This is a genomic window from Paenibacillus sp. FSL H7-0690 (assembly GCF_037980415.1).
Classification (GTDB): domain Bacteria; phylum Bacillota; class Bacilli; order Paenibacillales; family Paenibacillaceae; genus Paenibacillus_AQ; species Paenibacillus_AQ odorifer.
Genome location: NZ_CP150281.1, coordinates 2,240,627 through 2,263,428 on the forward strand (window position 1 = coordinate 2,240,627; position 22,802 = coordinate 2,263,428).

Annotated in this window: 19 protein-coding genes; 15 read left to right on the plus strand and 4 right to left on the minus strand. The window is 41.5% G+C overall.

The window, feature by feature from the left end; translation table 11 throughout:
- The first annotated feature begins 8 nt into the window (after positions 1 to 8).
- The 8 genes from MHI32_RS09690 (at position 9) to MHI32_RS09725 (ending at position 8,988) form a co-directional block, all read left to right on the plus strand.
- Positions 9 to 1,550: a glycoside hydrolase family 32 protein gene (locus MHI32_RS09690; RefSeq protein WP_340012710.1), complete on the plus strand. Its 1,542-nt coding sequence runs from the start codon at positions 9 to 11 to the stop codon at positions 1,548 to 1,550.
- A 207-nt stretch (positions 1,551 to 1,757) separates the two neighbouring features.
- Complete coding sequence (locus MHI32_RS09695; protein WP_340012247.1) at positions 1,758 to 3,839, plus strand: prolyl oligopeptidase family serine peptidase; 2,082 nt, start codon at positions 1,758 to 1,760, stop codon at positions 3,837 to 3,839.
- Between the two features lie 66 nt (positions 3,840 to 3,905).
- Entirely contained in the window at positions 3,906 to 4,484 is a 579-nt protein-coding gene (locus tag MHI32_RS09700) for a TetR/AcrR family transcriptional regulator (RefSeq protein ID WP_076124944.1), read from the plus strand.
- Positions 4,485 to 4,573: 89 nt separating this feature from the next.
- A complete protein-coding gene (locus MHI32_RS09705) occupies positions 4,574 to 5,035 on the plus strand; it encodes an FMN-binding protein (protein ID WP_076184299.1) in 462 nt (153 codons plus the stop codon).
- Positions 5,036 to 5,056: 21 nt separating this feature from the next.
- On the plus strand, positions 5,057 to 5,578 hold the full coding sequence (locus MHI32_RS09710; protein ID WP_076184300.1) for a hypothetical protein: 522 nt from the start codon (positions 5,057 to 5,059) through the stop codon (positions 5,576 to 5,578).
- Positions 5,579 to 5,721: 143 nt separating this feature from the next.
- On the plus strand, positions 5,722 to 6,366 hold the full coding sequence (locus MHI32_RS09715; protein ID WP_076107537.1) for a hypothetical protein: 645 nt from the start codon (positions 5,722 to 5,724) through the stop codon (positions 6,364 to 6,366).
- 507 nt (positions 6,367 to 6,873) lie between these two features.
- A complete protein-coding gene (locus tag MHI32_RS09720) occupies positions 6,874 to 7,572 on the plus strand; it encodes a hypothetical protein (RefSeq protein ID WP_340012248.1) in 699 nt (232 codons plus the stop codon).
- A gap of 177 nt (positions 7,573 to 7,749) precedes the next feature.
- Positions 7,750 to 8,988: an RICIN domain-containing protein gene (locus MHI32_RS09725; protein WP_036679228.1), complete on the plus strand. Its 1,239-nt coding sequence runs from the start codon at positions 7,750 to 7,752 to the stop codon at positions 8,986 to 8,988.
- 17 nt (positions 8,989 to 9,005) lie between these two features.
- On the opposite strand, the gene MHI32_RS09730 is transcribed toward MHI32_RS09725, so the two are convergent.
- Together MHI32_RS09730 and coaA are read right to left on the minus strand one after the other, a co-directional pair.
- Positions 9,006 to 9,959: a glycosyltransferase family 8 protein gene (locus MHI32_RS09730; protein ID WP_076184303.1), complete on the minus strand. Its 954-nt coding sequence runs from the start codon at positions 9,957 to 9,959 to the stop codon at positions 9,006 to 9,008.
- A 165-nt stretch (positions 9,960 to 10,124) separates the two neighbouring features.
- Positions 10,125 to 11,060, minus strand: a complete 936-nt coding sequence (gene coaA / locus MHI32_RS09735) for a type I pantothenate kinase (RefSeq protein ID WP_076124954.1) — start codon at positions 11,058 to 11,060, stop codon at positions 10,125 to 10,127.
- Between the two features lie 180 nt (positions 11,061 to 11,240).
- Here coaA and MHI32_RS09740 point away from each other — a divergent pair, with 180 nt between their 5' ends.
- Both MHI32_RS09740 and MHI32_RS09745 read left to right on the plus strand, forming a co-directional pair.
- Positions 11,241 to 12,332, plus strand: coding sequence for a hypothetical protein (locus MHI32_RS09740; protein ID WP_340012250.1), 1,092 nt, complete (start codon positions 11,241 to 11,243; stop codon positions 12,330 to 12,332).
- Positions 12,333 to 12,392: 60 nt separating this feature from the next.
- Entirely contained in the window at positions 12,393 to 13,043 is a 651-nt protein-coding gene (locus MHI32_RS09745; RefSeq protein WP_076124958.1) for a suppressor of fused domain protein, read from the plus strand.
- 31 nt (positions 13,044 to 13,074) lie between these two features.
- Here the strand turns inward: MHI32_RS09745 and MHI32_RS09750 are convergent, their stop codons facing one another.
- Positions 13,075 to 13,455, minus strand: coding sequence for a VOC family protein (locus MHI32_RS09750; protein ID WP_340012251.1), 381 nt, complete (start codon positions 13,453 to 13,455; stop codon positions 13,075 to 13,077).
- A 246-nt stretch (positions 13,456 to 13,701) separates the two neighbouring features.
- Here MHI32_RS09750 and MHI32_RS09755 point away from each other — a divergent pair, with 246 nt between their 5' ends.
- Together MHI32_RS09755 and MHI32_RS09760 are read left to right on the plus strand one after the other, a co-directional pair.
- Positions 13,702 to 14,739: an NADH:flavin oxidoreductase/NADH oxidase gene (locus tag MHI32_RS09755; RefSeq protein ID WP_076191218.1), complete on the plus strand. Its 1,038-nt coding sequence runs from the start codon at positions 13,702 to 13,704 to the stop codon at positions 14,737 to 14,739.
- A gap of 208 nt (positions 14,740 to 14,947) precedes the next feature.
- Entirely contained in the window at positions 14,948 to 15,385 is a 438-nt protein-coding gene (locus tag MHI32_RS09760; protein WP_081386204.1) for a helix-turn-helix domain-containing protein, read from the plus strand.
- A gap of 100 nt (positions 15,386 to 15,485) precedes the next feature.
- On the opposite strand, the gene MHI32_RS09765 is transcribed toward MHI32_RS09760, so the two are convergent.
- Positions 15,486 to 16,073: a GNAT family N-acetyltransferase gene (locus tag MHI32_RS09765; RefSeq protein WP_340012252.1), complete on the minus strand. Its 588-nt coding sequence runs from the start codon at positions 16,071 to 16,073 to the stop codon at positions 15,486 to 15,488.
- A 223-nt stretch (positions 16,074 to 16,296) separates the two neighbouring features.
- Between MHI32_RS09765 and MHI32_RS09770 the strand changes: the two genes are divergently transcribed.
- From MHI32_RS09770 to MHI32_RS09780, 3 genes are all read left to right on the plus strand, one after another.
- Entirely contained in the window at positions 16,297 to 20,055 is a 3,759-nt protein-coding gene (locus MHI32_RS09770) for an alpha-L-arabinofuranosidase C-terminal domain-containing protein (protein ID WP_340012254.1), read from the plus strand.
- Between the two features lie 262 nt (positions 20,056 to 20,317).
- The gene (locus tag MHI32_RS09775) at positions 20,318 to 20,839 is read left to right on the plus strand and encodes a serine acetyltransferase (protein WP_036679239.1); all 522 of its coding nucleotides are present in this window, start codon (positions 20,318 to 20,320) and stop codon (positions 20,837 to 20,839) included.
- Positions 20,840 to 20,954: 115 nt separating this feature from the next.
- A complete protein-coding gene (locus MHI32_RS09780; protein WP_076191224.1) occupies positions 20,955 to 22,790 on the plus strand; it encodes a UbiD family decarboxylase in 1,836 nt (611 codons plus the stop codon).
- Positions 22,791 to 22,802: the final 12 nt, after the last annotated feature.

Here is a 22,802-nt window from a genome sequence, read left to right on the forward strand (position 1 = left end):
AGAAAAAAATGATAGGAATCACTATATTAATCCTTTGTTTAATTTGTTTTGTGACGATAGTATTAGTAACTTATGACGCTGGAGAGAAGAAGAAGCCGGGGACCGACGTTCCTGATCATAAACCTACCACTCGGGCTAGCTATCATTTCACTGTACCTGAGCATTGGAAAAACGATCCGCAGAAGCCCATTTATTTTGATGGTAAATATCATTATTATTATCTCTATAATGCTGATTACCCGGATGGAAATGGTACAGAATGGAGACATGCCACATCAACGGATTTGGTGAGCTGGGCAGATGAAGGCGTTGCGATTCCAAAATATACAACACCCAATGGTGATCCCTGGTCAGGATCTGTTGTTGTTGACGATAGCAATACAGCAGGTTTTGGCGAAGGGGCTATTGTGGCGATTTTAACACAGCCCTCTGCAGAGGGGGGGAAGCAAGAACAATATTTATGGTTCAGTACGGATCGTGGGCTGACGTTTAAATCTTATAGTGATGATCCTATTTTGCCAAATCCGGGCACAGAAGATTTCAGAGACCCGAAGGTAATATGGGATCAACATTCTCATAAATGGGTGATGACGCTAGCCGAAGGTACGAAAGTGGGCTTTTACGAGTCTGACAATTTAAAAGATTGGCACTACACAAGCGGCTTCGAAACAGAAAATATCGGAATTGTAGAGTGTCCTGACTTCTATATGATGCGGGCGAATGATGGCACTTATAAATGGGTTCTTGGGGTCAGTGCAAATGGTAAGTCGATAGGTAAACCTAACACGTATGCCTACTGGACTGGAGATTTTAATGAGAATGAATTTATCGCGGATCATCATGAACCACAGTGGCTAGATTATGGATTTGATTGGTATGGTGCTGTAACTTTTGAAGAAGGAAAGGACAAGGATCAATACAATCATCGATATGCTTTGGCCTGGATGAATAATTGGGATTACCCTCATGTTACCCCCAATCTTAACGAAGGTTTTAACGGAATGGATTCAATCGTGCGTCAAATAAAATTAAAACGAGATGAAGAGCAGTCGTATCAGTTAGTATCACAGCCCATCGAAGCATTAGATCAAATGGTAACTTCAACGGATTCCTTGCAACAAATAAAAGTGAACGGCTCGTCAACACTTGATATCACAGGCGAAAATTACCAGCTCGATGCAGATCTATCTTGGTCAGAGAGTACCAATGTAGGCTTAAGACTTCGTGAATCCGCAGATAAGACGTGCCACGTGGACGTAGGAGTGTTTGTTGAAGGACAATATTCTTATGTTAATAGAGCCTTCACTGGACAACCTGATGAGAGTGACAGATATCTTGAAAGCAAGGCCCCCTTTGATGTGAACAAGAAAAAAGTGCATCTGAAGATCCTTGTGGATAGAACAAGTATTGAAGTTTTTATAGATGATGGTGAAATTGTATTTTCTAATGAAATCTTCCCGGAAATAAATGATCAAGGCATTACCTTGTTTTCTGAAGGTGGCACCGCGATTTTTAATAATGTTGTAATTAAGCATTTTGGCAAAGATTAGAATGAATAGACAGAATTTTTCTAATTCTTGCGCAATAAGAGGGCACTCCAACCTATGGATGTCCTCTTTTTTTATTATAAGTACGTAATATTAAACCTAATTCACGAAGGAATACATAATTGTTAAACGCTATCTTGAATTCTAGAATGATGTTATTGGCATCACGTTACTTTTTTGGTTTCAAAATCATTCTGGGAGGTTGTCCTAATGAAGCGAAGGCCTATTTATGTTGTTCTTATTCTGTTTATTGTATTAGGTTCATGGTTGCTGCTGAATCACCGGGAAAATAAAAGCGCCTCTGAGAAGCAAGTGCAGGAAGTGCTGCCTACGAGTACTGTTGATACTAACACAACAATGGCTAACGTTACTGTAAATAACAGAGAAACTCCGGTGCAGTACTTGGATCCCGCATATAAAGTTACAGTGAAACACGATATTTTGTATGCAAGCAAGAAAAACGAGACGGATGCTGAAGTACCGCTGAAGCTCGATTTGTACCAGCCCATTGGAGATGAAACCAAGCAGAGGCCAGTATTTATTTTTATTCATGGCGGAGGTTATACCGGAGGGGATAAGTCTGATGCAGCAGATTTTTCCGAAGGCCTGGCGAAACGGGGGTATGCTGTTCTCACTATTGATTATAGGCTAAAAAAAGATCCGTTTTTCAATTTTACTCGCACACTTAATGATGCTAATGAGGATATAAATGATGTGATCAAATGGATTAATCAGCATGCGGAGACTTATGGATTGAACAAGGAACGTATAGTTATTGGCGGAGATTCAGCAGGAGGTCATCTGGCCATGAACTTTGTGAATCTATCCTTAGCAATAGATCCCTCCCTAGTTAAGTCTGTATTTTCCATTATAGATATTTATGGTGGTGAACTGACAAGAAGTGCTGACAGCAAGCTGCCGCCTGTCCTAATTATTCATGGAACGATAGATAAAATGGTGCCGTACCAGCAAAGTGTTGACCTAGCCGCTCAATTGAAAGAGAAAGGTATTTATCATAATCTGCTCACGATGGAGGGAGTCGGACATGATTATAAAAATGAAAAATACATCGATGAAATTATGGAGACGACAGCACATTTTCTGTGGAATGTCATGAACAGTTCGGACCTTGCGAGTCTTCCGGAAAATTCGGGGATCACGGTTGCTTCTGGTTCTGCTTTTGATATTAAGCTGCCTGAAGCTTATCGCAGCGCATCGAAGGAGCCGGTTAATATCGATTTGCCAGAGGGATGGCTGCTTAGTGGAGAAGACGAAGGTTCGCTGCGGATACAGGTTCCGGAAAGCTTGGTGCGCGGAAACGATTCGCTGTTCGTCTCTCGGGGTGCAGATCCTACAGTGGCATCAAGCTTCACTATGAATATCAACGTAATCGATCCGCTGGCAGTGTATTACGAGACTTTTTATGAGGAGTCTACTAAGGAGATAAAAACCTACATGGATGTTACTAATCAGTCTACAAGCAATTTCAGCGGTTCAGTGGAAGCTGATTATGAGACGGGACGATCTACCCGAGGCACTTATGCTTCGACTGTGGAAAATCTGGAGCCGGGTAAGAGCGTTCGTCTTGAGATTCCTGAGCTGGCAAGAGGCCAGCGGTCGCTTAAAGTTTTTAATGATATAGGTACCTTATTGCAATCGACAGTTGATTCTTTTAACGTGCTTCTGTTGCCGAAACTCAGTCCGCCTGTCCAAATCGATGGCAACTTGTCGGACTGGGGGAATCAAGCTCCCTTTGATGTGAAGGATGTCAAAATCATGGGCTGGCAAGGAGAGCAGGATCTCAGCGCCAAGGGTTCCTTAGCATGGGATGCCGACAATCTTTACCTTGGGGTAGAAGTTATCGATGATTATCATGCACAGTCAGCATCAGGAGATGCCATCTGGAGTGGGGACAGCATCCAGATTGGAATTGGCATTGCCAACGGGGATGGAACGGTGCCTTCTGAGTACCATGAACTCGGTGTGGCTCGCGGAGATACGGGCGAATTACTCAAATGGTGCTGGTTGGCACCCAAGGGGGTTAATTTGGGTGATGCTATAGAATTACAGTATGCGGTGGAACGTAAAGATTCAAAAACCAGCTATGAACTAGCCATTCCCTGGCGTGAACTGAAATCCGACGATGTACAGGTGAAGCCAGGAATGAAGCTGAAATTTTCGTTATTGGTCAATGACAATGATGGTGAGGGGCGCAAGGGCTGGGTGGAATATAACAGCGGCATTGGTTCGGTTAAGGATATTGATGCTTTTGGTGATATATTTTTGCATTGACATATTCTGCTGTTAACACTATGATATGAATGAAAAAATAATTATTCATTCACGGAGAGACGAAAAGTGGAAGACAAAAAAACAAAGATATACGAATGTGCGAAAGAGCTATTTAGCAATAAAGGCTTTAAAGACACGAATGTTTCTGGCATTACCACAATGGCTGGAATAGCTGTAGGAAGTTTTTACAACTATTATCCCTCTAAGGAAAAGCTTTTTATGGATATTTTTTTAGAGGAAAACGAAAAGCTCAAAAAAAGCTGTATGCAATCGCTGGATATGAGCCAAAGCCCATTAGCACTAATACGGCAGATGATGGTGCTTAATTTGGAAGGTATGATAGCCAACCCCATTCTTAAGGAATGGTATAACAAAAGTGTTTTCGCAAAAATCGAACAGTTGTACCGGGAAGAAACCAACATTCAGGTAAACGACTTCTTGTATGATAGCTTCCATGAAATCATTAAGCAGTGGCAAGCCGATGGTAAAATGCGCAGCGATATGGATAGTAAAATGATTATGATGATCTTCGGCGCAATGATTAATGTGGAAACCCACAAGGAAGAAATCGGGCTGGAGTATTTTCCACAACTTTTGGACAATATGCTGGAACTAATTATGAAGGGTTTGACAGACTGCCCCTAATACACTTATGGTGCAGTTTTTTTTTAGTGAAATGAATGAATTATTAAATATTCATTCAAAGTTTAAATCAAAAGGAAGGAGGCAAGCAGGTGAGTAAGAGAAGAGGAAAAAAGCGAAAATTCAATGAATGGATTATTGTTCTCAGCATTCTATGCGGGATTACAGTCATAGGTTGGATAGGTGGTATTCTCTTATCTGCTCCGGGAAGGCATGAAGTTCAGCAGCTTACTATCAACGCCATAGATATACAGAAACTGCGGGAGGGCAGCTATGTGGGGGAATACATTGGCATCAAAGATCATTCCAGAGATACCAAGGTGAAGGCCACAATATCTGCTGGACGGCTGTCAGATATCAAAATACTCAAAGGTGCCTTGGACAAAACAGGGAACCCTGCTGAACTGAAGGGTGGGCTAAGCATTGGTGATTTGTTTGGTCATGTGATTGAATCGCAGTCTCTTCAGGTGGACGTTATCAGCGGGGCAACGCTTACCTCTAAAACACATCTTAAGGCACTCGAAAATGCCCTACTGCAGGCGGAGACGAAATAATTCATTTTAAGGAGAATTTATATGAACATTGCAGTCATTTCGTATTCATTCACAGGTAATAATGAAGCATTAGCAAGGAGTGTGGCGAAAGCGTTGTCGGCTGAATATATACGAATCTCGGAAGCTAAACCCCGAACACTCGGTAGGATTACCTTTGATATGATTTTTGACAGGATACCGTTGGTTCAACCGAAGCCTGAGCAAATAGGAAAATATGATATTATCCTATTTTTTGGACCGGTTTGGATGGGGAAAGTGGCCACACCGCTCCGTGCCTATTTAGAGTACTTGAAGAAAAATCCGCAAAAGTATGGTTACCTTTCAATCAATGGTGGAGCTGACGGTCCAAATCCGAAGGTGCCAGGGGAGCTTAGAAAAAGAACTGGAGCAGACCCTGTTGTATTCATCGAGCAGCATATCGCAGATCTGATATCAGCAGATCACAAACCTGCACGTAAAGATACCTCAGCTTATAAGTTAAATGAGGGCGATATTAATCAATTAACTGGAAAAATAGTGAAGAAAGTAAGGGATATGACCTAGCTTTTAAGCTCCAGCGAGACGAACAGAGAAACGGTAAAGCTGCCGTTTTTTTGTTTTCTCTGCAATCTGGTAGAAATTGTTCTATTATAAAGTGTTCCTTCAATTCGCTAGATGGTATGATAGGTATGGGAGGGAATTATAAAATGAACAATGAGACGACTAATGAAAATGAAATAACAAATGAGAATGAGGAAGTAAATGATAATACAGAAATGTCTGAAGAGGATATGGCGCAGCTGCTAAAGGCTGTTCACCATAACGGCCTTGTAGCATTGAGAGTACACTTTAAAGATGTTGAAGGACAAGTATTGAACATGGAAGCCTACGGCCCTGTTTTTGTTTTTCACGTGAAAACTGAATTAGATCAGGTATATTCCTGCGGATTTTTTCTGCGCGAGTTAATTGCAAGATTCCAGTCGGGTAAGGATCCGGCAGCATGGATGGCCTCATTCTTCGTTGAGCTGATGAAAATTGAGGGAGGCAAAACACTTCCAAAACCACCAGCAAGTGAAGAAGAAGCAAAAGGGATCATTGACAATGTGTTAGTTCCGCTTTGTATTGAGGAAATTACCCAAGAATTTGCTCCAGAAAAAGTGCATGTCGGGCTGGCATGGAACGAGAAATTGGGACCAGTCTTCGAGGCTGGATTTCCAGCGATCACCGATGGGAATAACGTATGCGCATTCCCGCTTCATCTGTTGCTGACTCATTTGCAATTGAACCGGGATCCATCCGAACTGCTTGTTCAAGGCATGTATAACATCCGCAAAGAACATGGATTGGAGTAAAACAGGCTCTGAGCCCTGACCATCCATAACCCAAAGAAACGGCAGAAATGCCGTTTCTTTTTCTTTTGACATTCAAAGAGTAGATCCTTGCTTGATGAATTCATTCATATCTACTTTGAGCTGATAGCTTTAAGCTGATAACCTGCTGCTTGAAGGTTTCGTTCACATCATCTACGGACTGTATAGCGCTTATCTTTGCTTTTTAGCTCCATTTACCGAACTCGCGGACCGTATAGCCCTTATTGTCTGTTTATTGCCTATAAAAGTAGGAGGATTAGCCAAATAGTTGCATCTCAGTCCGTTAACAGAAGAATTCTCTTGAAAATGAACCAATAACGTCTCCTCGGTCCGATAGGCCTTGGTGTTGCTGGATTATATAAAGAAACTGTCAATACTTTTCAGATAGTTTAGGATAAAATTTCATTTACGGAATACGTTTGCGGACCAAGCTATATGTACAGCACCACTATACTTTTTTAGAAAAATAAACGAAGGCGTGGTAACAAGATGAAATATCTAGTTTCAATACTACTAATTGCTGCAGTGATAGCATCTGGTTGTTCCAATTCCACTCCAATCCCTCATCCAACTTCTAATCAGGAAACTTCTCCTTCTCCTGATCCTTCAGATAACCGCAGAGAAGATACTGTGTTCCTCAACAAAAATATAGGTTGGAAAACAGTCTATCCTTTTCAAGGAATGTCACGTGAAGATATGGAGCTTTATACAACTAGTGATGGGGGAGAGACTTGGAAGGAGATTGGGGATAGCTTACAAGCAGGAAGTACTCTTCCTAGCGGGGTGAAATCGGGACTTACTTTTGTTAACGAAAAAGAAGGCTGGATTACAACGAATGCTCCATGGCAGGGAAAGGTTGGTTTATATAAAACAATGGATGGTGGAGTTACCTGGAGTGAACAGACAGTCACAGTGCCGGATGAGTTAGTAAACTCGCAAATCTATGCTTATCCTCCCCTCTTTCTTACGAAGGATCAAGGAATCTTAATTACTCGGCCCGCTGAAAATGAACATACATTGTTATATATAACGATAGACGGGGGACAACATTGGAAATCATTCCTTGACGATCAAGAGGACCAGTATGTTGGTATCGCATGGACGCTCTCAGAGAGTATGGCGACGGTAAAAGACGCAGAGAAAACCTGGACATTAAGCATGCAGAACTATGGAAAATGGTCCCTTTAATCGAAATGTTGGCATATTGCGTTTAGAAAAGACGTACACATCAAATGAAGCGAGGCGTTAACCTGACTCTGGCTGTTATAGCTGTTTATGGGATAACGTTTTGTTTTATCCATTATTCGAAACCGGTTTCAAATGTGCGAGCGCGCCGCGCAATGAAATCAGTAGGAGGAAAAGACGATGTTACGAAAAGGAAAAATGTTAAGTCTATTTCTGCTGTTCACCCTCTTAATTGCTTGGGTACCTACAGGGAGTTCAAGCGCGGCATCAAGCTGGAATTTGGCATGGAGCGATGAATTTGATGGAAATTCTCTGAACACTAATAATTGGTCGGCGGAAATAGGTACGGGTAGCGGGGGTTGGGGAAACAATGAGCTTCAGTATTATACCAGTCGTCCGCAGAACCTGCAGGTAACGGGTGGGAATTTAGTGATTACTGCACAAAAGGAGTCGTATGGGGGGATGAATTATACCTCTGCACGGATCAAAACACAGGGACTCAAAAGCTTCACCTACGGAAAAATCGAAGCTAGAATCAAATTGCCTTCAGGACAGGGACTCTGGCCAGCATTTTGGATGCTTGGGGCGAATATTGATTCAGTGGGTTGGCCGAAATCTGGGGAAACGGACATTATGGAGCGTGTGAACAATAATGCTTTTGTTAACGGGACGGTACATTGGGATGCCAATGGGCATGCCGAGTACGGTCAGGTGTCTGGTAACCTCGATTTCTCACAGTACCATGTGTACAGCGTGGAATGGGATGCGAATTATATAAGATGGTTTGTAGACGGCAACCCATTTAATGCTTTTTATATTGAGAACGGAACCGGAAATACGGAGGAGTTCCAGAAACCTTTCTTCATCCTGCTAAACCTTGCCGTGGGTGGAAATTGGCCGGGAAGTCCAAATGCTTCAACTGCTTTCCCAGCTCAAATGCTGGTTGATTACGTACGTGTGTATCAGGCTGCGCCTACCTCAAGCATTGTTAGTGGTGGGATTTACACTTTAGCTGACAAGGCTAGTGGTAAGGTTCTGGACGTAGTAGATGTATCCACAGCAAGCGGGGCGAAAATGCAGCAATGGACCAATTACACTGCCAATAATCAGAAATTTAAAGTGGAGAGTACAGGCGACGGTTATTACAAGCTTACGGCGGTGCATAGTGGAAAAGTGTTGGATGTGCCGAACTCATCAACCGCGAGCGGTGTACAGCTGCAGCAATGGGATGACAATGGTACCAACGCTCAGCGATGGAGCATTATTGATGTTGGAGGGGGCTATTATAAGCTTATTTCAAAAGTGAGCGGATTAGCCATGGATGTATCCGGAGCATCAACAGCCGATGGTGCAGCAGTTCAGCAGTGGACGGATAACGGGAGTGATGCTCAGAAATGGTTTTTTACGAAAGTGAACTAAAGAAATGCCGCCCCATATCAAATGGGGCTTTTTCTAATCGGTCTAATCGGTCTAATTTGTTTTAAATCGGCTAAAAGAATAGGGGTTAAGTTCAACTGAACAATTTTTATTTTCTGCTTGTTTCTTTTTCGGGTGAGGTGTGGTTTTAAAGGGCTGCTTTTCCGTTTTCTTCGTCTGGTTTTGGCTCTGGTGATTCTCCAAGGGGTTAGCTTTAGGAATTGCTGATATAGGGATGAACCCGCGGAATCTTTATTCCAGCATTTATCATCTCCGGCAAAATGGATGATTTTGTTAGTGAAATCATGGTCCGGAATGTTTGTGTTGAACGAATTAAAACGGATATCAAGGGGGAGGTAATTCCCACCAAAAACTGCATTCAGAACATCCTGATCTGGCATGGTGACATCAGGAAAGGTACGTAGGAAGGTTAGCATTTCTTCGTACCAGTTGGTATTCTGGCGGATATTATGCAAAGAAAATAAAATCACTCCGGAATTAAAATAAAGATCAGGATTTAATCCCTTAGCGCTCACAATATGAGCAACCTCTCTAATTCCCTGGTCCCAAATTGCAGCCAAATACTTGTCATTCAGTTCAACCTGCCATAATTCAGTAATGTCCATATTCACTAATACATCGCAGTCCAGATAGATGATTTTGTCCACGGGTATTAGTGCAGGAAGAAGCAATCGATACATACATGCCTGCGTCCATACATTAATGGAGTTAACATTGGCTAGCACCTGAGTTAGATCATCAGGCATAGTGATTGAATAAAAGCTAAGGGTATGATTATGTTTTGTAGTTAATGCGCTAAGCCTGCGCTTATTAGTTTCACTTAAAGAAACATCATGTAAAATATGAATATGAATTGGGGAACTCGTATGATGAAAAATTGACGCTAGAACGACTCCGGCATGTTCAGCATATTTCCCATCCTTATCTTGAAAAGCCAAGGCGATATCGATCATTTGATTTATCCTCTCTTCACGTTTGTGTACGAATGTACCACAGTATACGTTCGCCTTGATCAGAGGACAGAGACATTAAACCCAGAATATTCACCCAATTTCATGTGAACACCAAAAAACCAAGTGCTGAATCTCAGCAACTTGGTCGGCTAAGGACTTCAATCTTTATTTTCGCAGCTTAATTTGATCTACGTGATGATTGTTGTCCTTATGCATTATAAGATCGGCACGATTTCGGGTGGGCAGAATATTTTGCTGCAAATTAACGTAGTTTATTTCTTTCCAGATCCGCTTTGAGATTTCAATAGATTCCTCTAGAGACAGCTGTGCATATTTTTTGAAATAAGATTGTTCATCTTGGAAGGCAGTATCTCTGAGTTTAATAAACCGATCAATGTACCATGTCTCGATATCGTTCACATCGGCATCCACATAAATAGAAAAATCAAAGAAATCAGATACAAAATAGTTAGGCATATTATGATTATTTGTAATCGCAGTCTGAAGAACATTTAAGCCCTCAACAATTAGAATATCCGGATTCTCAATCGTAATATATTCATCTGGCACAATATCATAAGTTAAGTGAGAGTATACAGGGCTTTGGACCCGCGGCACCCCAGACTTCACATCCGTTAAAAAAGAAATTAAACTACGCGTGTCGTAGCTTTCAGGAAAGCCCTTTTTCGTCATTATACCGCGCTTTTCCAGCTCTGCGTTGGGATGTAGAAAACCATCAGTCGTAACTAAATCCACTTTTGGATGGGAAGGTAATTGTGAGAGGAGTTTTTGTAGGAGTCTGGCCGTAGTGCTTTTACCAACAGCGACACTTCCCGCGATACCTATGATAAATGGACCTTTTTTTAGATCATTGTTCAGAAAGTGATTTATAGACTCATTAAATTTATGAGCAGATAGAAGTTGCAGATTTAGTAAATTGGACAGAGGAAGATAGACTTCGTTAACATCCTCGCTGGAGATTTTTTCATTAATACTTTGGACTTCCATAAGTTCTTCTTCTGATAATTGGATAGCGGTGAAATCGCTTAGTTTTTTCCAATCCTCACGTAAATAAAGTGTATATGCTGAATTATTCACCATTAAATTTTCCACATCCCTGAAGTTTTTAGAGATTTCTTATGCACTTAGGTATTATAACCGTTCATACAGCTTCATTCCATTCATTGTAATCGACATAATTATGGACATTAAGGAGATTGCATTTCAGTAAATGGGAAAATCAATTAAAATATAGAATATTAGGAAGGATGGGGTGGGGCAATGGGAATTTTTCGAAAAGTTGAATTATTGAAGGATTACACACGCACGGAAACGTTCCAAGAAGAGTCAGAGGGAAGGAAAATAGTTATAAGTATTTATTATCCGGATACAGAGGGTGTATTAAATAAAAACGCATCTGCAATGAAATATATGGAGCTTTTCGGGCCCTGTGAACAACAGGCGAGAGAGCTTCTACAAGATATTGGCATGAACATGGAAATCATAAATACATTATCTACCTCAATCAGCGATCGGACCTTTCAAAGCAAATCCAAACGCTCCTATCCAGTCATCATCTACTCACCTGCATTAGGTTTAGATAGAGATATGTATATTTATAATATAGAAGCGCTGGCCAAGCAAGGTTTCATAGTGGTAACGGTCAGTGCTGCGTACGAAGCTATGTTTACTGTTTGCCCTAGTGGAGAATTTATTAATCAATCCGAAGCCATGAGGCAAATAAAAGCTGCGGATTATACCGATTTACATAACTTAATTTCCATTCGAAAAAAAGATATTCAATACGTTCTGGATCACCTGTCCACGCTTAATTCTATGGATAAAGATGTGAAGGGCTTATTTGATATGAATAAGATTGGTATTATCGGCCATTCCATCGGCGGTGCTACTGCATTAGATTTAACTATGGAAGACGATAGAATTAAAGCTGCTATTTTATTAGATGCAAGCATGCACTTATATATTGAGAATGAAGAGAAGAACAATACTGTGCCGCTTCTTGTATTAAGGCAAAAGGCCTCGACCTTAAAATCCTTAAGTAATATATTACAGGAGAAACTGGCAAATGATTTCATCAAAGGACAAGAGGCGCTTTTTCAGAATTGGAAGGGACATAAATCTTTTCTAAAAATACGAAAGGCTACACATATGTCATTTAGCGATCTGCCCCTTTATGAGGAAGGAGAGACTTTAAAACAAAGAACCTGTGAAATTCATACTTGCCTAAATGAGCTTATAAGTAAGTTCCTTTTGGAGCATCTTTTAGATCAGGGGCAAGGTTATTCGGCATTAATTAGTAGGGTTCATAAAGATTTTTGCGAGATCCATGGTAGTGGAGAAGAAATTCTGTGAATTAGCAATAAACTCTCCTTTGTTTATACCGATAAACATATATAAGGGAGGGAATTATGAATGCATTCTGCTCAGTCTAATGAGAAAATATGTAATCATATTGAAAAATACATAGGTGTTATTGATAATGTTTTTAAAGAAATTATTTCAGGTGTTCTGTCGATAGATATTCTAATTCTTGATCCGACGCCTGAGCGGAACTTCTATACTTTAATTACCTCTGGAATGAGCGAATTACCGATGACGGTGCCAGAAGGTGCAGAAGAATATCAATATGCTGAACTAATGATTTGTCTCCCTCCTACCTGGAAGCTGTCGGATGAGGCTTTTAAGGATGAACGGAATTATTGGCCGATTCGAGCCCTGAAAACAATGGCTAGGTTTCCGCATGAATATAATACATGGCTTTATATGGGGCATACGCTTGTGAACGGTAATCCCGCCCAGCCTTATAGTGAGGATACAGGATTTCAAGGGATGTTCGTTTGGGTTCCAGATGTAAAAGATAAAGCCGGTTTCTTTAATTTAGAAATGAGCCATGAGAAAGTGGTGCACTTTTATACGTTAATTCCGCTCTATGGGGAGGAGTTAGATTATAAAATCAAGCATAGCGAGGAAGAGTTACTACACAAGTTAAATAAGATTGGGGTTACGGATGTTTTGGATCCTTCCCGTAAAAATAGTTGTAAGAAGTTATGGGGACTCTTTTAAATACAAGAAAAAACGGCTGAGAGCCGTTTTTTTATTTTTTGATTCCAAAAGCAATCCAGCGACCATCCACATCTTCGATCACAAATTCCTTGTTATTATAATCGGTGTTTGATAAAGAACGAACAATATGAACACCGGCGGCTTCGAACTCCTTCTCCAACTCTTGTTGCTGCTTCGTAATAAAATAGGCATCGTATCCATAACCGTACAACTCTCGATTGGGAATGACCTTTTGTCCATGGGATTGCGTAAGGATAATCTCTGTATCGTCACGATACAAACAAAGATGTGGTTCTTGTGTATCTAAATAGGGTACAGCTTTAAAACCTAAGTACTGGCTGTAGAAGTCAGCGGTTTGCTCAATATTCAACGTAGGGAAAATACTATGCGATTGTAAGAGCTTTTTGTCCACGAGTGAGGTCATCCTTTCAAAGAAAAATAGATATCCATATATTACCTTAAGATAGAAGTTTCAACAATACACGGAGTTTCCATTAAGCTGAAGATTATTCACGGTTGACATCATCGCTATTCTATAATAATATACATGCATGAGCATGCATTTATAAATATTTTATATAAGATGAACTTAGAAACTCATGTTCACTGGAAGCATTGATCATACTATACTTAGTTTTTTATAAAGAGGAGAGATATCATGAAGGACTTGTTCACCCCGTATGAATTGAAGGATTTGAAGCTGAAGAACCGCGTGGTTATGCCTCCAATGTGTCAGTATTCAGTGTCTAACAAAGACGGAATTGCTACGGATTGGCATTATAATCATTACGTAAGCCGCGCTGTTGGCGGAACCGGATTAATTATTATTGAAATGACGGACGTGGAGCCTGATGGCCGGATTACTGATTTTGATCTTGGTATTTGGTCTGATGAGCAAATTCCTGCACTGGCCAGAATCGTTGAAGCTTGTCATTCTTATGGCGCTAAAGTAGGTATTCAAATTGCACACGCCGGACGTAAAGCAGAAGATGCAGCAGTTCCTGTATCCTCCTCTAACGTTCCTTTTGATGCTGACTCCAAAACACCACGTGCCTTAACAACTGAAGAAGTGAAAACTATGGTTGAGAAATTCCGGTTGGGCGTGAAGCGGGCGATACAAGCGGGATTTGATGTTATCGAGCTTCATGGAGCGCATGGTTACCTTATTCATCAGTTCCATTCCCCTCTAACCAATCAAAGAACAGATGAATATGGCAAGGATTTAACACTGTTTGGTACAGAAGTCATTCGCGCAGCAAAAAGTGAAATGCCGGAAGGAATGCCATTGATTATGCGTATCTCCGCTCAAGAATATGTTGAGGGCGGGTACGGTATCAAAGAAAGCTTGGAATTTAGTAAAGCTTACAAAGAAGCAGGCGCAGATATTTTCCATATCAGTGCAGGTGGTGAAGGTCCTATCGCAGCTGCCGGGAAACCAGGGACGCATGCAGCTTATCAGGTTCCTTTGGCCAGAGAAATCAAGTATGGCTTGAATGTTCCGGTTATTGCGGTTGGCAGATTGGATGAGCCTGTACTTGCTAATGCCGTGATTGGGAATGAGGAAGCTGATCTTGTTGCCGTGGGCCGGGGCATGTTGAGAAATCCATACTGGACGCTGGAAGCAGGGGTTGAGCTTCAGAAAGATGCGGGTATTCCCAGACAATATTCTTTCGGGTTTCCAAGAATTAATGGGTAAAGACTAATTTAAATAGTGTGAAGTCTAAACAAAATAATTGTAAAGTGTGGAGGGGCCGGCTTCTTGGAGAAACGGTCTCTCCTTTTTTTTAAAATAAAATAAAGTATAAGTATCGAACCTATACTTTATGTATGGTTGTGGATTGTAGTACTATTATATAGAAGGAAAAAATCATGAAAAGCCATACACCCGGGAGATGAATAATAAAATGGGCGACATTCTTAACAATGAACTTATAACGAGTTGGTTGACGTTAACGCATATACAAATGAATGTGACGAATGAATTGGAAGCTAATCTACAAGCCAAACATGGCTTATCCTTAAAAGAATTTTATTTGCTGTTATTTTTGTCGGAAGCGCCGGAGAAGAAACTGAAATTGCAGAAACTCGAAGCTATGGTGGGTTTAAGCCAGAGTGCAGTTTCCCGACTGGTTAGTCGGTTTGAGGCCAAAGGCTGTGGCGCTTTAGAAAGAAAAGCGTGTGATGCTGATCGCAGAAGTATCTATACTGCCTTGACTGCCATTGGCGAAGACAAGCTCCTTCGTGCACAAGATACCTTTCAAGAGACCCTGCTTGCAGCTTTTCCAGAAAAAGATGTGAAAGAGCTTTTGGATCAAATGCTTCGCATGAAGCAACAGTCATGAATTCACAATAAAACCTCTGTTTTGGTAAATGGACCGAATCTCCATTTCCCATACAGAGGTTTTTTAGTGTGGGGCGCTATTTACATCCTACCTGTTCATTCTACTGTTGCTGGGAAAGCCGGTAATAATTATAGTCTTCATGTTCAATTGTAATCTCGTCAAGAAGCTCGAAACCACATTTTTGAATGACTCTATTAGACGGGGTATTGTGTTTCAGAGCAATGGCGTTTAATACATCGGTAGAGCTATTATCAAACAAATACTTAATTAATCCCTTGGCAGCTTGAGTAGTGTAGCCTTTACCGCGATGATCCTTGGATATGGCATACATAATCTCTCTGTTAGGAACGGGCAATTCATCCTTAATTCCTGTACAACACCAACCAATAAACTCACCGGACTCTTTTAAAATAATGCCTAAACGAAGACGAAGCTCTCCGATATCTCCGCCCGCTGAGATCGCTTGAAGAAACTGCTGGTTCTCTTTTATTTCATAGTTTATTAACCAGTCCAACCGTTGTTCTTTAGGAACATTCCAATCTGGCAAGAATTCAATAATTTCAGGCTGTAGAGTAAGCGCATGAAACTCCTCTAAATCCTCCACGCTATACTCCCGCAGAAAAATATCTTTACAATCAATCGTAAATAAATCACTAGAATTGGCCTTATCATTCACAACCTCGCTCACTTGTACCACTCCTTTATTAACTAACAGATATTTTACCATGAAACAAATGATTGATTTGGTAATATTTGATTATAAAAATTGTTTTCTTTTATTTCACATAAATATTAATTGGTTAATATATTAATTGACTATAAAATATGTTATTATGTTTCGTATAAACGGCAATGAACTAATTTGGTTAGGTTTTTAAGATTTCTACTATAAAGATAACAGGTGATCTTCTATGAAAAATGACAACGGTAACAAATTTATTAATGGTAGTCTAATTGCGCATTATAAGTTTGATAATCCAGAGGATGTAGGTCAAGATTTCTCGGGGAACGGCAATGATGGAACCGCTTCAGGTACGAAGCTGCCGGCTATTAAATCCGTAGCAGGTAGACAAGCTGTTTCGCTTGCTGGGGGAGAACATGGCACATCCTATATTTCATTACCTAACGATCTGCTTAAAGAGGTCAGTGACCATACAGGAATTACGATTTCGACCTGGATGTATGTAAGCAAAGCTTCAAGCTTATGGGAAAGAATTTTTGATTTTGGTAAAGGTGAAACAGGACCTTATCTTTTTGTAACCCGCAATTTACGGGGCACTTGTTTTGCAGGGGAAGACTTAATTGCAGATCCAGGGAAATCCTTTGCGACTGATGAATGGGTACACGTTTCCTTTGCAGTTACAGGCACAAAAGGTGGAACACTAAGCAGTGCAGGTCCTGTGATGTATGTAAATGGTGAAGTAGTTGCGGATGGAATGATCAGCCAAACCTCTAGTGGCACATATGCTAAGCTGCGCACATGGTTTGCTACTTTTGAAGATCAACTGAATTATAGCAATAATACAATCGGGAAATCCCAGTACGCGGCAGATGTTGATTTTGGCGGCTATATTTCGGACTTCCGTGTATATAAAGCTGGCTTAACTCAAGATGAAGTGATTGAAATTATGTGCGAATCTTTGACGGATGAAGATATCGTTAAGCTTGCAAAAGATAAATACTTAACCTTCCCAAGCTCGATTATTACCAAAGATATCGAATTGCCAGCTTCGCTGATGGGCGGGAAAGTTGACGTATCTTGGGTATCCAGCGATACCAAAGTTATTTCTAATGAAGGCGTTGTGAATAAAGGAGTTCAATCTGCTCAAGGCGTAACACTTACAGCACATTTGAAAAAGGGAGCTAATATAGTAGAAAAGAGCTTCACTGTGTCTGTGCTTCCGGAAGATTTGCCACCTTACACCTTAACGATAGACGGCAATCAGGAGATTTTGGATGTTAGCCAAATTCTATATGGTTTATTCTATGAGGACATTAACAATGCAGCAGACGGTGGGATCTATGCAGAGCTAGTGCAGAATCGCTCCTTCGAATCTTTTGCTTTTGACAGCTATTCGCATGTATGTGGTGTACATGGTGCTTCCACCGGAAGAAATTATACACCTCTTCACGCATGGTCTGGGGATACAGACCAAATGACTGTCCATAATACAGGCGGATTAAACGATTTCTTCGGCATCGATGATAAAGATATGAATGCGCATTATGTGACGGTAGCGGATGGCGCGACGATTAATAATAGAGGTTTTGCCGATTCCAATCAGCACTGCTCGATGTTTATTCAGGAAGATGCCAAGTACAACTTCACGATTTGGGCGAAGGCAGAAGCAGCGGGCACAATTACCTTGCAATTGCTCGACAAAGACGGTAAAGCCATCAGCGATACTGCAGTTGTTGAAGTAAACGGTGACGGCAGCTGGAAGAAGTATGGTATCGATTCAAAGCTTGTATTAACAGGATCTGAAACTGTGCTTGGTCAGCTGGCTTTAACCTTTAACGGTGAGATCTCCATTGATATGGTTTCCTTAATTCCTGATGACGTTTGGGGCGCTGGTGAAGAGGAACGTTCTGCTACAGCTCATGCTAACTATAAAGGAAATTCAAACTATAGATTGCGAAAAGACTTAGTGAATGCACTCGTTGATCTTCATCCTACCTTCCTGCGTTTCCCTGGGGGTTGTATTTCTGAAGGTTCTCACATTTGGGAGAACGTGTACGATTGGAAAGAGTCCGTCAACGATATCGAATTGCGCAAAGAGAACTATAACGTATGGGGCTACATGATGACCATGGGTCTTGGATATATGGAGTATTTCCAATTAGCCGAGGATTTGAACGCAACACCACTTCCGGTTATGGCCTGCGGCGTACTCTGTCAAGCTCGTTCGGATTATGCGAATCCAGCTGGCGGTGCGTTAAGAGATTATTATGTGAAGAACTTTACGGATCTGATTGATTTTGCGATTAGCATGGATTTTGACAATAATGAGTGGGCTGCATTGCGTAAAAAGATGGGCCATGAAGCAGCGTTTGATCTGCGTTATTTGGGTGTGGGGAATGAAAACTGGGGTACAGAGTTTTTCGCCAACTTCGAATATTTTAAAACAGTGATTGATGAGTATATGGTGAAGAACTATCCTGATCATGAATTGACTATTCTCTCTACCGTGGGTGCACAGGCAGATGATGATGCTTACCAGCAAGGTTGGAAATTCCTAAGCGGAAATTTACAGGGCTCGGAAAAAATCAGCTTTACGGATGGTACATCGAGCATCGAAGAGACTGTTACCTGGTACGAAAAACAAAAGAACTACATGGATACCATTGCGGATGAGCATTACTACCGTTCCAATGAATATTTGTTAGAGAATGCTGATCGTTACAACTACTATTACAGAGCCTATAAGGAAGACGGCAGCTTGGATGAGGCTGAAACTTCAAAGGTTTTTGTGGGTGAATATGCTTCCACAGATAAAAACACATTGGCAGGAGCTGTTGCTGAGGCGGCGATTATGTCCAGCTTCGAGAATAACTCTGATGTGATTAGATTGGCGGCAACGGCACCGTTGTTCAACAAGGTTCTGACAGATGGCACCTATAGATGGACACCGGATTGCATCTGGTTCGATGATGAAACCGTATGGTACACACCGAACTATTATGTTCAGCAGCTGTATGCTAAATACCTGGGAACCAAAGTGGTTGGCACCTCATTTTCGACTTATCGCAACGGGGAGAAGGTAGACCTCATTCCTCATGGAGGAATTGAAGTGGCTGCCGGGAAATCAGCTGTGATCGTGAAACGGGTGAAAGTGACTTCGAATGTAGATGGCAGTGTATGGTTGGATCAAGATTTCACGCAGCCGCTGGATGAAGCTTGGAAAGTGATTCCTGGCTCTGCCGGATATACGATTGATCCTTCCAAAGGTCTGGTATTGAAAGCGCAGAATGGCGGATTGAATGGATTGTATATCCTTAATGATGCGTGGACTAATTATAAAGTAGAGGTTGTAGCTGAAAAAGCTTCTGGCGAAGATGGCTTCTATGTCGGCGCAGGTCTGACAGAAATCTCACCGGAAAATAAAGATGTTATCGAATATGCAATTGGCTATAATGGCGATGCCACAGGAGTCAAGGTGTACAAGCAAGGGATTGAGGCTTATACTCTCGGCGATTATTCCTCTAGTACCGCTGCTGGTAACCTTAGAGCCAGTTGCTATGAAGAGCTTGCGGATCATACGGAATATACCATCACCGTTAATTATGGCGGAGCAGATGGCAAACATTTGATTTGCTCTTATACAGATGGCAAGGTAACAAGCAAAGTACTGGATTATAAGCTTGAGGCTTATAACAGAGAGGTATACAATTCCGTAACTAAAGATGATAAGCATCTTTATGTGAAGCTTGTAAATGCGGATGGTGTAGAAAAAGCAACGAAGCTTGATCTAAAAGGCTTAAAAGTAGCTGCTACGGGTAAACGGATTACCTTAACCGGAGAAGCCTCGCTGGTTCACACACCTAATGTGAACAGAAAAAATGATGAGAAGGTTACACCAGTTGAAACGGAAATCGTAATTGATAAAGACACGGCAATTGTGAAGCTAGCTGCCAATTCCGTGAATGTGATTGTTCTGGATCTGATTTAATAGAAAATATGCTGTTCAACACGCGCCGATCTTTTTGTTCGGCGCGTGTTGTTGTTTAACAAGCCTCTAAATCGGTTGATGATTATATAGAGAGAACTGTCCACTTGCTTGATGAATCTCAGAATCTATCTTACACTGGTGAAAGTACATCACCCGACTGACCCTCCAGTCTGCGATCCTTCCAGATGTTTTTTCCACAGCTGCCTTCATTACTCCAGAATACAGTGCATACCCCCTAGCCCCTAAAAAGGAGAACGATAAAATGATGAAATCATTCAAAACGGACTGGAAAGCAAATCTGAAAAATCCTCAAACGATTATGGCCTTGTTTACTTATCGTTATGGAAATTGGGTGTATTATCGAGTGAAGAATGGCATCGTGCGAAAACCTTTGTGGCTTTTGTATCGGATAATGGATGTGCTTTTTGTCCGTATTCTTGCGAATGGCGAGCTTCACGCTCAAGCTCAAATTGGTGACGCGCTTCATTTACCGCATGGTTTAAATGGGATTATCATTAGTCCTAAAGCGGTGCTTGGAAGCCATGCTACTATTTTTCATCAAGTGACTATTGGCGGGAGAAATAACTTAGGAGAGCCAGTGATTGGAGACAGAGCTTTTATTGGAGTAGGCTCCAAGATTCTTGGACCGGTTGTCATTGGTAACGATGTTAATATCGGGGCCATGTCTGTCGTGGTAAAGGATGTGCCGGATAACGCTTCGGCTGTAGGTATTCCTGCTAAAAATATATTGCGGAGTGAACCGAAACCAGAGAATACAAGATAAAGACGTTAGGTTCTAGTACATAGGGTACGCGTGCGCTTTATTTTAATATCTTACAGGGTATAATTAAAGCATCCAAGTAATCTTGTAATAACCTTCTAGAGATCGGAGTAATGAAATGAAATATAGCAATTTAGAAGAGTGTGTTAATGATTTAGAGAAACACGGACATTTAGTTCGTATTCATGAAGAAGTGGACCCTTATCTAGAGATGGCGGCGATTCACCTAAAGGTTTATGAGGCTGGCGGACCTGCATTATTATTTGAAAATGTAAAAGGCTCGAAGTTTCGGGCCGTATCTAACCTTTTTGGAACGTTAGAGCGCAGTAAGTTTATCTTTCGGCGTACTTGGGACTCCACACATAACGTAATTGCCCTTCGCAACGATCCCGTAAAAGCACTCAAAAATCCATTTAAATATGTTGGTACCGGATTATCCGCGAGAAAAGCATTGCCTATTAAAAAGCCAGGGGGTCTGCCAAGCGGTTTTCAGGAAATTAGTATCTCTGATCTTCCGCTAATCACACATTGGCCGGGAGATGGTGGTGCTTTTGTAACCTTGCCGCAGGTGTATTCAGAAGATCCGGACAAGCCGGGCATTATGAACTCCAATCTGGGAATGTACCGTGTGCAGCTGACTGGAAATGAGTATGAATTAAATAAAGAAGTGGGCATTCATTATCAAATTCATCGCGGCATTGGCGTACATCAGGAAAAAGCGAACCGCCAAGGACAACCGCTTAAAGTAAGTTGTTTTATCGGTGGACCACCCGCTCACTCTTTATCGGCGGTTATGCCTTTGCCTGAGGGAATGAGTGAGATGATCGTTGCAGGATTACTTTCAGGACGCCATTTCAGCTATAGCTATGTGGATGGTTATTGTATCAGCAATGATGCGGACTTTGTAATAACAGGTGAAATTCACCCTGGTGAGACGAAGCCGGAGGGGCCTTTTGGCGACCATTTAGGCTATTATAGCTTGGTTCACCCTTTCCCAGTAATGAGAGTACATAAAGTGTACGCCAGAAAAAATGCAATCTTTCCATTTACGGTTGTCGGCCGGCCGCCACAAGAGGATACCGCGTTTGGTGAGTTAATTCACGAGCTGACAGGTGGGGCTATCCGCCAAGAAATTCCGGGCGTCAAAGAAGTTCATGCAGTCGATGCTGCGGGTGTTCATCCCCTGCTGTTCGCCATTGGCAGTGAACGTTATACGCCTTATCAGCAAGTAAAGCAGCCAGCAGAAATTCTGACCATTGCTAACCGGATTTTAGGGACGGGTCAGCTTAGTTTAGCTAAGTTTTTGTTTATTACAGCAGAAGAGAATCAGCCTATCAGCACACATAATATCGAGGATTTCTTGACGTATATCTTAGAGCGGATTAATCTTCATAGAGATATTCATTTTTATACCAATACCACGATTGATACACTTGATTATTCCGGCACAGGATTAAACAGCGGAAGTAAAGTGATCTTCGCAGCAGTAGGGGATAAGAAAAGAGAGCTATGTACAGAGGTGCCAGGCCTGCTGAAAGAATTACAGGGATTTGAACATGCACGAATGGTGATGCCTGGTCTTGTTGCCCTTCAAGGCGCTAAATTCACAAGCTACGCTGAAGCAGCACTGGAAATGAACAAGCTTAGTGAAGCTATTCAGGAGCAAGGGTCACTTCCTTCTTGCCCAATGATTATTTTGTGTGATGATAGCGAGTTTTTGAGTGAAAAGATCGACAATTTCCTATGGGCGACATTCACCCGCAGTAATCCATCTCATGATATCTATGGAGTGAACAGTTCTACTGAGTATAAACATTGGTCCTGTGATAACGTGATTATTGATGCTCGGGTAAAACCCCATCAAGCCCCGCCACTGATCCCAGACCCAACCGTTCAGAAGCATATCGAACGATTATTTGCGTCAGGTGGCAGTTTAAGCAGAGTTAAGATATAGAGAAACATTCAT

What these genes read in the sequence shown, in the direction of transcription:
- MHI32_RS09725 (WP_036679228.1), top strand. Translation starts at nt 7,750, where the DNA reads ATGTTACGAAAAGGAAAAATGTTAAGTCTATTTCTGCTGTTCACCCTC.
- MHI32_RS09720 (WP_340012248.1), top strand. Translation starts at nt 6,874, where the DNA reads ATGAAATATCTAGTTTCAATACTACTAATTGCTGCAGTGATAGCATCT.
- MHI32_RS09760 (WP_081386204.1), top strand. Translation starts at nt 14,948, where the DNA reads ATGGGCGACATTCTTAACAATGAACTTATAACGAGTTGGTTGACGTTA.
- MHI32_RS09715 (WP_076107537.1), top strand. Translation starts at nt 5,722, where the DNA reads ATGAACAATGAGACGACTAATGAAAATGAAATAACAAATGAGAATGAG.
- MHI32_RS09740 (WP_340012250.1), top strand. Translation starts at nt 11,241, where the DNA reads ATGGGAATTTTTCGAAAAGTTGAATTATTGAAGGATTACACACGCACG.
- MHI32_RS09755 (WP_076191218.1), top strand. Translation starts at nt 13,702, where the DNA reads ATGAAGGACTTGTTCACCCCGTATGAATTGAAGGATTTGAAGCTGAAG.
- MHI32_RS09780 (WP_076191224.1), top strand. Translation starts at nt 20,955, where the DNA reads ATGAAATATAGCAATTTAGAAGAGTGTGTTAATGATTTAGAGAAACAC.
- MHI32_RS09745 (WP_076124958.1), top strand. Translation starts at nt 12,393, where the DNA reads ATGCATTCTGCTCAGTCTAATGAGAAAATATGTAATCATATTGAAAAA.
- MHI32_RS09775 (WP_036679239.1), top strand. Translation starts at nt 20,318, where the DNA reads ATGATGAAATCATTCAAAACGGACTGGAAAGCAAATCTGAAAAATCCT.
- MHI32_RS09730 (WP_076184303.1), bottom strand. Translation starts at nt 9,959, where the DNA reads ATGATCGATATCGCCTTGGCTTTTCAAGATAAGGATGGGAAATATGCT.
- MHI32_RS09690 (WP_340012710.1), top strand. Translation starts at nt 9, where the DNA reads ATGATAGGAATCACTATATTAATCCTTTGTTTAATTTGTTTTGTGACG.
- coaA (WP_076124954.1), bottom strand. Translation starts at nt 11,060, where the DNA reads ATGGTGAATAATTCAGCATATACACTTTATTTACGTGAGGATTGGAAA.
- MHI32_RS09770 (WP_340012254.1), top strand. Translation starts at nt 16,297, where the DNA reads ATGAAAAATGACAACGGTAACAAATTTATTAATGGTAGTCTAATTGCG.
- MHI32_RS09695 (WP_340012247.1), top strand. Translation starts at nt 1,758, where the DNA reads ATGAAGCGAAGGCCTATTTATGTTGTTCTTATTCTGTTTATTGTATTA.
- MHI32_RS09710 (WP_076184300.1), top strand. Translation starts at nt 5,057, where the DNA reads ATGAACATTGCAGTCATTTCGTATTCATTCACAGGTAATAATGAAGCA.